Genomic DNA, 11,240 nt, shown 5'->3' with positions numbered 1-11,240 from the left:
GAAACCTCACACCGCAACCGAGCATTGCGCCTCAGGCTGGTGGACATAGGTTTTATGTGGCAGCTGTTCAGGCAACAGCTGCGCCGAGAGACAACGTGAGGTGTCGGTTCGATTGGCCGTGTCAGTTCGATTGAGGTGTCAGTTCACTCTGACTTGTGTTTGAACTCTGGTGGGAAGTTGGAACGGTGACCGCGTCGACGGGCAGCGGCAGCGGCAGCGGCAGCGGCAGCGGCAGCGGCAGCGGCAGCGGCAGCGGCAGCGGCAGCGGCAGCGGCAGCGGCAGCGGCAGCGGCAGCGGCAACCTAGACACTGTCCACTAAAAAATGATGGACACTATTTTTGCTAATTCTGGATGTTGTCAGGACTAGGTGCCGGCCGCGCGTTTACGATCGTCCCGCTACTTCAGAAGCGTCTTCAGCAACTGATCAAACGTCTGAGGTGCAGCCTTCCAGACGTTCACGGGTGTACGAAAAGCGGAACACCAGGAGACGAGGCAATCTGAAGATGCGTCAAGCAGAGCTTGAGAAAACAGTTCAATTCCGACGGATTGGAACACTGAGGTAGCTTCAACGGTTTGCGACACGGCATTAATCCGGGCAAATAGTTTCGCCGCGCTCATTGATCATACGTCCAACCTCCCGCGTTGACGGTACCCGATGAGAGGGATTGATGGAATTCGCTTCAGCGTTTGCGAGATTCTCTATCACTGTCAATAGAACGTGTCGTGCTGTTTCGACGTCTTGCTCCTTAAGCCCGGCCACACTCACCTCGTTGACTTCTAGCGCCAGAGGAATCAAAACATCCTTCAGCCGGCGTCCTTCCTCGGTGAGGAAAACGTGAACATTTTTTTTATTTTCCGGCCTCTGCTGTCGGGCTACGTAACCCAGTTTTTCCATCGCCTTCACCGCTGCGAAGGTCGTAGGCTCCATCAGTCCAGCCTGAGTGCTGAGCTGTTTTTGAGTCAACCCGTCTGTCTCCCAGAGGATTCGCAAGAATGCCCAATGACCAAAGGATACGCCGTGTTCAGTTAATCGCATCTGCAGCGCTCTGATCAGCGCGCGCGTTGCATCCTTGACCAAGTGAGCGAGACGATCATCAGGCACGACATCGTGCCAATGCCTGAGTATTTCCTGGGTTTCAGGTTGTTTGGGGGCCAAAGGCTTTGGTGCAGTCATATCAAGGTCCGTTCTCATCACTCGCGTAAGCGGAGTAAGCATAACGCGTTGTCGAAACACATGCGTCAGCTCATAAAATAATTAGATATCGTTCCTTTTTCATTGCGCGCAGAAAAAAATCTCCATATTATCTTAGAGACCTAATAAAAAAGCGCGCCAGGCCCCCCAGGCTTCGGCTGCGCTACACAAAGTCCGAGGCGTGCACAATGACAACAACAATGACAGATGCCGTGCCCCATCTTCTCCAGCGCAACCATGAGCGCATCGAGAAGATCTATAGAAAAGTCACGTTACGCTTGATGACTTTCATTTTCGTGGCCTGGGTTCTCAATTATCTGGATCGCGTGAACATCAGCTTCGCGCAGGTTTACCTGAAGCACGATTTAGGTATGAGCGATGCTGCCTACGGACTCGGCGTAAGCTTGTTTTTCATTGGCTACATCGCATTGGAAATACCCAGCACGCTTTACCTGCAAAAGATTGGTGCCCGGTTGACGATCACCCGGATCATGGTGCTGTGGGGCTTGATCTCAGCGTCCATGGCGTTCATGACAACGCCCACTCAGTTCTACATTGCCCGTGCCCTGTTGGGCGCTGCCGAAGCTGGCTTCTGGCCTGGAATCATTCTTTATCTGACCTATTGGTATCCAGGTGCCAGGCGCGCTCGCATCACCTCGCGCTTCTTGCTGGCCATCGCCGCGGCGGGAATCATCGGCGGCCCCCTGTCCGGTTGGATACTTACGCATTTCGTCGACGTCATGGGAATGAAAAACTGGCAGTGGATGTTCCTCCTGGAAGGTCTTCCTGCTGCTGTAATGGGTGTGATGGCCTACTTCTATCTGGTAGATAAACCCGAGCAGGCAAAGTGGCTCGACGACGAGGAAAAATCCATTATTCTCGACGCGTTGGCCGCTGACCGTGCAGGCAAGAAACCCGTTACCGACAAGCGTCATGCTGTGCTGGCAGCGCTCAAGGATCCGCGCGTATACGTCCTTGCTGCTGGTTGGGCCACCGTGCCGCTATGTGGCACGATCCTCAATTACTGGACGCCTACCATCATCCGGAACACAGGCATCCAGGATGTGCTGCAAGTCGGATTGCTTTCCACCGTGCCATACATCGTGGGCGCGATCGCCATGATCCTCATTGCGCGCAGCTCCGACATTCGTCTGGAGCGACGCAAGCACTTCTTTTTCAGTATCGCCTTCGGTGCCTTGGGCGCCTGCCTGCTGCCTCACGTTGTGGGCTCGGCCATTATTTCAATTACTTGCCTGGCAATGATTGCGGTGTCGTACTTTGGTGCCGCAGCGATCATCTGGTCGATTCCTCCCGCTTATCTTAATGATGAGTCCGCCGCAGGGGGTATTTCGGCAATCAGTTCTCTTGGTCAAATCGGAGCGTTCTGTGCGCCTATCGGACTGGGCTGGATCAACACAGTCACCGGCAGCCTCGCTATCGGACTAACCGTAATCGGGGCACTGGTCCTGGCGGGTGGTCTGGCGGTTCTGATTGCGGTGCCAGCTAACGCCTTGAGCGAAAAGCCACTTACCGACGAATAGGATCAAGCGGTCTGATTGGCCGAATCACGCCCAAAAAATGTTAGATATCTATGCAAGTCTCGGTTCGCGGGCGTGTTCAGCCCGCGACTGGATGTAATGAGGAAACAGCGATGAGTAGTTCCGAACAGCTCGATGATGGGTTCACTGGCCTCAAGGTGACCGCCAAAACCGAAATTGCCCAAGGCATTTTCCGCTTCGAATTGGCCCACCCGCAGGGGTTGCTTCTGCCAGCGTTTACGGCCGGTGCGCACCTCAGGGTAAAGGTGCCCAACGGAAGCATCCGCAATTACTCATTGAGCAACGACCCGCAAGATCGTGAGCGTTATGTCATTGCGGTTAAGCGTGACGCCAACGGACGAGGCGGTTCGGTGAGCATGGCCGATGATATCGAGGCAGGCGACTTGCTACCGGTGGCAACACCGCAAAATGAGTTCGAACTTACCGAGAATGCCCGACAGTTCATCTTCGTCGCCGGAGGCATCGGTATTACCCCGATCCTGTCGATGATGCGTCACCTGAAGGCCAGCACCGACATCCCCTTCAAACTTTACTACTGCACCCGTAACCCGGAATTCACAGCCTTCAGGGATGAGCTGCTGGGGGCCGAATTTGTTAACACGGTAGTCATTCACCACGACTTCGGCAATCCCGCAGACGCTTACGATTTCTGGCCTGTTTTCGACAAACCGAGCAGCGGTACACATGTGTACTGCTGTGGCCCCCGCCCATTGATGGACAGCGTGCTGGACATGACGGGGCACTGGCCACCCGGCTCCATACATTTTGAAAGCTTCGGCGTCGACCAGAGTCGCTTCGCCGAAAACCGACCTTTTTCGGTGACCCTTGGCCGGAGCGGAATCGACCTCGAAATTCCCGCCGACCGCTCGATTCTGGAAGTTCTGCGCGACAACGGTATCCGGGCACCAAGTTCTTGTGAGAGTGGCACCTGCGGCTCTTGCCGTACCCGTCTGATTGAAGGTGACGTCGAGCATCGCGACATGGTGCTGCGTGAGGACGAACAGCACGATCAGATCATGATTTGCGTTTCCCGAGCCAGAAATGACGTGCTGGTACTCGACCTCTAGGCGAGTCCTTTTTTACAAACGATTAGTTGAACGCTGGAGATATTAAATGTTGACCCCAGAAGAGAACCTGTTGCTCTGCCGCGTCGAAGGCGACGCACCGATGGGCCAGATGATGCGCCGTCACTGGACGCCAGTATGTTTGATCGAAGAAGTCAGCGAGCCTGACGGCACGCCTGTCAGGGCCCGTCTGTTCGGTGAGGACTTGGTCGTGTTTCGCGACACCGATGGTCGCGTGGGTGTCATGGACGAGTATTGCCCGCATCGCCGCGTGTCGCTGATCTACGGCCGCAATGAAAACTCGGGATTGCGCTGCCTGTATCACGGCTGGAAGATGGATGTGGACGGTAATGTGGTGGAAATGGTTTCCGAACCTGCCGCCAGCAACATGTGCCAGAAGGTCAAGCACACGGCCTACAAAACCCGCGAATGGGGCGGTTTCGTCTGGGCCTACATGGGGCCACAGGACGCAATTCCCGAATTCGTGCCACCGGCCTGGGCACCTCATGAGCATGTTCGAGTGAGCATCGCTAAGACAATCATTCCCTGCAACTGGGCGCAGATCCTGGAAGGCGCCATCGACTCGGCACACAGCTCAAGCCTGCACTCATCCGACTTCGTTCCAGCCCGGGTCGGGGGGGCAGAAGCAACCTCGAAAAACTGGCTAAGACCGTCCACGGACAAAGCGCCGCGCATGCAAGTTGACCGCACCAGCTATGGCTTCCGTTATGCCGCTCTGCGCCGTCCTATTCAGAATGCGGCCACAAACGAGTATGTGCGCTCTACCGTGTTCGTAGCCCCCGCAACCGCGTTGATTCCACCGAATAACTTGTACAACGTGGCGAATATCAACGTCCCCATCGACGACACCCACACGGCCTTCTATTTCATGGCCTGGGGAAATCCAGATCACACCCCGGAAACCGAAACCTGGCGCAAGTTTCTCGGTCAGCAGCCCGGCATCGATCTGGATAACAACTACCGTCCTCTGCGTAACCACGAGAACCGATTCTGGCAAGATCGTGAAGCTATGAAAAACGGTAATTTTACGGGCATCAAAGGCTTCCCCAATCAAGATATTGCCATGTGGGTGACTATGGGGCCCATCGCCAACCGCTCCGATGAACGCTTGGGCGCCAGTGACGTCGCGGTAGTGGAGTTCCGCCGAGTGATGCTTGATGCACTTGCGGCATTCCAAGCAGGTGATACGGCTATCGGTACAGGCGAGAAAGCGATCCCTTCCAGCATCTGTTCGTTCCAAGCGATCGTGCCCAAGGACATCGACTGGCGTGAATATAAAAGTCATTACGTATGGGCCGGCGGCAATGCCGATATGGTTGCCGAGCCCGATTATGAGGTCCGTGTGTGATGGCCAGCCACGCAGAATCTTCGCGCCGGCTGCGCCTAGGCATAGTCGGTCTAGGTCGAGCATTCACGCTCATGCTGCCAACCTTCCTAGCCGACCGTCGCGTTCAATTGGTGGGCGCCTGTGATCCACGTACACAAGCCCGCGAGCAATTCGAAAGGGATTTCGATGCTCCTGCCTACGAGACCATCGAAGCTTTGGCTGCTGACAGTAACGTCGACGCCTTGTACATCGCTAGCCCGCATCAGTTTCACGCTGAGCACACCCGTATAGCCGCCGCTCATCGCAAGCACGTGCTGGTCGAAAAACCCATGGCGCTGTCTCTGGACGAATGCGATCGGATGATCGCCGATTGCGCCGATGCTGGCGTGAAGCTAATCGTTGGGCATTGCCACAGCTTCGATACCCCCTACCTGCGTACCCGGGAGCTGATCGGCAGCGGCAAGTTTGGCGCAGTCAAGATGATTCAAGCGCTGAACTACACCGACTACCTGCAGCGTCCTCGCCGCGCGGAAGAGCTCTCCACCGCTGAAGGCGGCGGAGCAGTATTCAGCCAGGCTGCGCATCAAGTAGACGTGGTCCGTTTGCTAGCTGGCAGCCGTGCTACCCGTGTCCGCGCGGCAGTGGGTAACTGGGACCCCGCCCGGCCAACTGAAGGCGCCTACACAGCCACTCTATGGTTCGAGAATGGGGCATTCGCCTCCATTACCTACAACGGCTACGGACACTTCGACTCCGACGAGTGGATGGAGTGGATTGGGGAAATGGGCAAGCCCAAAAGCCCTGAAGCTTACGGCGACGCCCGTCGGTTGTTGCAGCAGGTGCAATCGGCAGATGAGGAGGCGCGGCTCAAAGCTGAGGGCACTTATGGCGGCACACGCTACGTCAGCCCCTCTCCAGCCGACGCCGCGACGGCCTTTCAGCATTTCGGCCCGATTATTGTGTCGTGCGTAGGTGGCGATCTTAAGCCTATGGCGGATGCCGTCATGATCTACGGGCCGAATAGTCGTGATCGACTGATGCTTGAGCGGCCAGCGGTGCCGCGGTCCGAAGTCATAGACGAGCTGTATCTGGCTCTGTTTTACGGGATCACTCCGCTACATGACGGCGAATGGGCTCGCGACACATTAGAGATCTGTCTCGCCATGCTGCGATCCAACGAAGAACAACGCGACGTCACACTGGGTGTGAATGCTGCAGTTACTCAATCTTGCGAGAACCAATTATGAACAAATTGAACCTATCCATCGCTGTGGGCAATTATGATCGCATTCGGCCATTGGTGGACGGCGAAGTACAGATCGATGGTGTCGACCCAATCTTTATGCTGCAAGATCCCGAAGAGATCTTCTTTCGCGCATTTCGCCACGCTGACTACGACATCTGTGAGTTATCTTTGAGCAGTTACAGCGTTAAAACCGCAGCTGGCACCAGTCCTTATATTGCTGTCCCTGTCTTCCCATCCCGCGCGTTTCGTCACACATCGATCTACATCCGCAATGATCGCGGAATTGAGTCCGCAGCAGACCTCAAGGGCAAACGTATCGGTGTGCCGGAGTACCAGTTGACGGCGAACGTATGGGTTCGGCTATTCCTGGAAGAAGACCATGGTTTGAAAGCGTCGGACGTCACTTGGGTTCGTGGTGGGTATGAAGAAACCGGGCGTCTGGAGAAAATTGTTCTGAAGCTACCGGCGGATGTAATCGTTGAGAACGCACCGGTGACTGAAACGCTTTCTGGCATGCTCGCCTCCGGTGAACTGGATGCTGTGATCGGTCCACGTGCACCTTCCTGTTTCACTCAAGGTCATCCTAAGGTCAGCTATCTTTATCGTGATCCTCAAGGAGCGGCCTCGGACTGGTATCGCCGCACTCAGCTATTCCCGATCATGCACTTGCTGGGAATCCGGCGCACGCTGGCCGAGCAGCACCCATGGCTACCCGGGGCCATAGCCAAAGCATTCGAGAAGTCTAAGTCCGTAGCGCTGCACAAATTGAGCGATACCTCCGCTACCAAGGTAACGCTACCGTTTATTGAGGATCAGTTAAGAGCGGCCCGTCAGTTGCTCGGTGAGGACTTCTGGTCCTATGGTTTCGAAGCAAACCGTCATGTACTCAGCCGCTTTCTGGAACGACACCACGCAGAAGGACTGTCGTCGCGCTTACTTCAGCCCGAGGAGCTGTTCCATCCAGCTTCGTTGGAGAGTTTCAAGATTTAACGGAAGTCGTAGCGAAGGTTTAGTGTACTGAGCAAGGTAATAAATTTTGTGGCTGCCCCTATCGTGCAGGTAGATGGCGGTCACGACTTTTTTATATCTGCCACCCAGCGCCAGCCGCTCAACCAAGTCAATCGCTTTTTCCGCTCCTTCCCTTTCAAGAAATGGAAGCATTGCAGCAAATCAAGATGAATGCTTGTAAAACACGAGAGGCAAGCCTGGATGAATCCATTTATGCAGCGGAGCACCGCGTGAAGGTACTCCCATCATTACCCTGACATTATCTTAAGCAGACTTGACGGGGACGTATTCTTTTTCGTACCAAACTCGCAATAATCCAACCGTCGATTGAGTTAATGGATTAGTTGTGTACTGCGTCCGCCAGCAGTTTGACGGATACCAAAAACAGGCTGAGCTGCACAATGCGGTAAAACCAAATATCGGAAATCTTCCGCGTAAGGTAAGCGCCAGCGACCGTACCTATCAGAGCAAATGGGATCAGTACCATTGCATCCAACAGCGTTTCATGGGAGTACGGACGCAGGTTCTGGTAAGGAACAATCTTTGCTGCGTTGATAACCGCAAAAACAATAGTGGCGGTTCCGGCAAACTCGGCCTTGGCTAGTTTTTGCGGCAGCGTGAACATCTGAAACGGTGGCCCGCCAGAATGGGAAATGAAACTGGTGAAACCCGCCAGCGTGCCCCAGAACCAGCCCTTGGCACGGTCTGCAGGCTGCGGTGCCCCATCGGTTTGCTTGCGCAGCCACACATTCAGACAAAAGGCTACGCCCATGGCGCCGATCAGGAAGGTGACGACCCGGTCCGACACGAAGGATGCCGTCAGCCAACCTGCAAACACACCGACGATACCTGCGGGGATCAGCAATCGCAGATTAGCCTTGCTAAAGTCACGCCGATACAGGTAAACCCCCACCCAATCGGAAATCACAAAGATCGGCAACAGCAATGCCGCCGCCTTGACCGGCGACATCACCAGTGACAGCAGTGGCACGGCTAACATGCTGATACTAGGCAAGCCCCCCTTTGACAAACCCACCAGGAAGGCTGCAAGTACGGTTAGAAAAAAGTAGGTGTCCAAGTTCAAGGTTTAGGCGCCGTGATAGCGAGCATCAATACCAGAATTCTTTCCGGTCCCTGGCAATGCCACATGATTAATCTTGTCATTTCATCCCCAGTGGAGACTCGCTGAAATTCCGAACTTGAGCACAGAATCTACCGTGGCCATTCGTCTTAGAACCGCAAGCCTCGCCAAATTCCTGCTTTCAACACGTTAAAGGGAGTCCATCGGGCCTTGCATTACGCTGAGGCCCCCTGAAAGCCAGAACTCAGGTAGATGCCTTGGCCACCCGCACGTCGACCACAGCCTGTTCTCGAAGCCGTTCGTACTCCTGCTCAGGAACAGGAACCGCGTCGGGATTGCCCAGGTCGTTCAAGGGGATTCGGGAGGTTTCTCTGGCGGTCCAGGCTGCGATTGCCGCGACAACCGTCACGCCCAGGGTGATCGCCCCGATTGTCATCGGAATGTTGACCGAACCTGGCGGAGCAACAGCGACGAATAGCGCCGGAAGCATGGCTGTGGCGGCAGTGCCGAGGTTCTGGGAGATGGCCATGCCCGAGACACGGGTGCGAGTCGGGAACATTTCCGGGTAGAAACTCGGGAAAACCGCGTTGTAACCTTGATAAAGGACTCCCCACATCAACAGTGACGTCACGATCGCTAACGAGATGCTATGAATGCTGATGGCATAGAGATATACGAACGACAGCAATCCTGGAGCGAGTGCACCGATGATGATCAGCGGCCTACGGCCGAACTTGTCTGACAGGTTGCCGGCTAGCGGGGTGACGAGCACGGCGACAATATTGCCCATGACCGGGATCCACAAGTAAACCTCCTTCTCGAATCCGATGCCATAGCCGGGCTGGACCGCGTAAGCCGCTCCGAAAATCATTGTTACCACTGGAATGACGTTCATCAGAGAACAGCACATCACTCGCAGCATGTCCTTCCAGCTGTCTGTAACAACTTGGATAACCGGCGCCTTAAAAGCCGCACCGCGTGCGCCCTCTTCAGCGAATGCAAGTGATTCGTCGACCTCGCGGCGGATGATGTAACCCGCGATGATGACAATGAAGCTGAGCAGGAAGGGGATGCGCCAACCCCAGGCGTTGAACGCCTCAGTGGGCATGTAGTAAGCGAGCGGCAGGAAGACAGCTGCAGCAAAAATCTGTCCCGCTTGTACACCCTGCATTGTGAAGCTGGCGTAGAAACCCCGTCGACCAAAAGGCGCGTGTTCGAGAATCATTGAAGTGGCCCCCGATACCTCTCCAGCCACAGCGAAGCCCTGTATCAGTCGTAGCAAGACGAGAAGCACAGGGGCAAGCAGGCCGACCTGTTCGTAAGTCGGCAATAGCCCGACGCCCATCGTCGAAAAGCCCATGAGAAACATACACAGGACCAACACCTGCTTACGCCCATGCGTGTCACCCCAATGCCCGAGGAAGAAAGCACCGATCGGACGAGCGATGTAACCCACACCATAGGTCGCCAATGACGCGATGAGGACGAGCTTGGGATCCTTATTGGGAAAAAAGATTTGGGGAAAGATCAGCGATGCCGCTGTGGCGTAAATGAAGAAGTCGTAAAATTCCAGCGCCGATCCAATCCAGCCGCTGGCAGCAGCCTTCTTAATCTGTTGTTTCGCGCGGTGTGCGCGGTCCGAGGCGTCTGCCATTATAGTCTCCAGTATTTTTATTTTGAGAGTTGGCTGGTCGAGTTCTAGCGGGTGAAGCCAGTGGTATTCGCTGTCTTCGTGTTACTCACCCAAGGTCTTACATTTATTAAAATTTCCATGAATCGCAGACGACAGCGGTCGCATCGAGCGTTATCCCGGCAGGAACAAAGCTGGTGGATATTGGCGCCGCGCAAAAAACGATTAAGTTGCGCGCGCTTTGCACCAAACGCGGATCCCGCTATTGGGCAGCATGGGCTTTCGCCAGGATCTCGAGCGTAGCGGCCCGAAGCATGCGCGCGCGTGCCACCGGTGCCAGCAGATCGGGCAACCCGTGAAGTGGTACTTCGATGGAGATAACTGTCTCGGGTGGAAGGGCTCGAATCATCGGAATAAGGTCGAGACCGCCCTTTCCAGGAGGGAGCCGAGCACTCCGCGCTTGGAACAGCAATTCCTCCTCAGAAATCGGCGCCTTTGAAGGTGCATCGCAGATCTGGAAATACGCCCACATGTTCTTTGGTAGCCGCGCGAGATCCTCTGGCGTGCCGCCTGAGCGGGCAAGGTGAATCGCGTCCACCACGACCCCGCCAGTCCCCGCAGCCTCAACTACGCGACACGCGGACGGCAGGTTCTTGATGCCTCTCCAAGGCATGAACTCTAAGCCCATGTGCAACCCGTAACGTTCTCCAATAGCGCTAAGCTCGCCGAAGCGCCGAGCAATCGCAGCCTCGTCGTCGCTATCCCCTGCTACAAGCACATGCTTGGCTCCAAGCATCTCAGCAGCTGCAAGCAACGGCTCCAGTTCGGCAAGCCTGGTGTCTGGCGTAAGTCGAACCAGCTCAACGTCATGTACACAGACCCCTCGATCGCGCATTCGCGCCAGGGTGTCGCGCATCATCTGTGTATTACCAATCATGGGGTGCTGGCGCTCTCCCGTAGAAGCAGGCGCGAGCCTCATGCTGACCTGGGAAAATCCGGCGTCAGCCGCAGCGTCAACCAACTCGGGCGGTGTCAGTTCGATCAACGTCAAATGCGCGAGGCAAAGTGTGTGCAACGTGCTGTTGTTCATGGATTTGAACTCCCTGTGGTG

10 protein-coding genes are annotated in these 11,240 nt (G+C 55.5%); 6 read left to right on the top strand and 4 right to left on the bottom strand.

The genetic code is table 11. From position 1 onward, the window contains the following. Positions 1-185 precede the first annotated feature (185 nt). Positions 186-320, top strand: coding sequence for a hypothetical protein (locus D882_RS1000000133135; protein ID WP_256218288.1), 135 nt, complete (start codon positions 186-188; stop codon positions 318-320). A 267-nt stretch (positions 321-587) separates the two neighbouring features. Here D882_RS1000000133135 and D882_RS0107520 read toward each other — a convergent pair whose 3' ends face one another. Continuing rightward, a complete protein-coding gene (locus tag D882_RS0107520) occupies positions 588-1,175 on the bottom strand; it encodes a MarR family winged helix-turn-helix transcriptional regulator (RefSeq protein ID WP_050590156.1) in 588 nt (195 codons plus the stop codon). Positions 1,176-1,381: 206 nt separating this feature from the next. On the opposite strand from D882_RS0107520, the gene D882_RS0107515 reads away from it, so the two are divergent. The 5 genes from D882_RS0107515 to D882_RS0107495 all read left to right on the top strand — a co-directional run bounded on the left by D882_RS0107515 (position 1,382) and on the right by D882_RS0107495 (position 7,400). Continuing rightward, complete coding sequence (locus D882_RS0107515) at positions 1,382-2,734, top strand: MFS transporter (protein ID WP_027922662.1); 1,353 nt, start codon at positions 1,382-1,384, stop codon at positions 2,732-2,734. Between the two features lie 110 nt (positions 2,735-2,844). Further along, positions 2,845-3,819, top strand: a complete 975-nt coding sequence (locus tag D882_RS0107510) for a PDR/VanB family oxidoreductase (RefSeq protein WP_027922661.1) — start codon at positions 2,845-2,847, stop codon at positions 3,817-3,819. Between the two features lie 46 nt (positions 3,820-3,865). Next, a complete protein-coding gene (locus tag D882_RS0107505) occupies positions 3,866-5,185 on the top strand; it encodes a Rieske 2Fe-2S domain-containing protein (RefSeq protein WP_027922660.1) in 1,320 nt (439 codons plus the stop codon). Then, positions 5,185-6,411 carry a Gfo/Idh/MocA family protein gene (locus D882_RS0107500; RefSeq protein ID WP_032833460.1) on the top strand — a complete coding sequence of 409 codons (1,227 nt, stop codon included), beginning with the start codon at positions 5,185-5,187 and terminating at the stop codon, positions 6,409-6,411. The genes D882_RS0107505 and D882_RS0107500 overlap by 1 nt, the downstream gene beginning before the upstream one ends. Continuing rightward, positions 6,408-7,400: an ABC transporter substrate-binding protein gene (locus D882_RS0107495; protein ID WP_027922658.1), complete on the top strand. Its 993-nt coding sequence runs from the start codon at positions 6,408-6,410 to the stop codon at positions 7,398-7,400. The genes D882_RS0107500 and D882_RS0107495 overlap by 4 nt, the downstream gene beginning before the upstream one ends. Positions 7,401-7,758: 358 nt before the next feature. On the opposite strand, the gene D882_RS0107490 is transcribed toward D882_RS0107495, so the two are convergent. The 3 genes from D882_RS0107490 to D882_RS0107480 form a co-directional block, all read right to left on the bottom strand. Then, on the bottom strand, positions 7,759-8,502 hold the full coding sequence (locus D882_RS0107490; protein ID WP_027922657.1) for a sulfite exporter TauE/SafE family protein: 744 nt from the start codon (positions 8,500-8,502) through the stop codon (positions 7,759-7,761). 241 nt (positions 8,503-8,743) lie between these two features. After that, positions 8,744-10,153, bottom strand: coding sequence for an MFS transporter (locus D882_RS0107485; protein ID WP_027922656.1), 1,410 nt, complete (start codon positions 10,151-10,153; stop codon positions 8,744-8,746). Positions 10,154-10,391: 238 nt separating this feature from the next. Then, positions 10,392-11,219: a sugar phosphate isomerase/epimerase gene (locus D882_RS0107480; RefSeq protein WP_027922655.1), complete on the bottom strand. Its 828-nt coding sequence runs from the start codon at positions 11,217-11,219 to the stop codon at positions 10,392-10,394. Positions 11,220-11,240 lie beyond the last annotated feature (21 nt).

The sequence above is a fragment of the Pseudomonas sp. URMO17WK12:I12 genome (assembly GCF_000514395.1).
GTDB classification, from domain to species: Bacteria; Pseudomonadota; Gammaproteobacteria; order Pseudomonadales; family Pseudomonadaceae; genus Aquipseudomonas; species Aquipseudomonas mucoides.
Note: the sequence above shows the minus strand (reverse complement) of the source record. Positions and strands in the feature narration are given on the sequence as shown.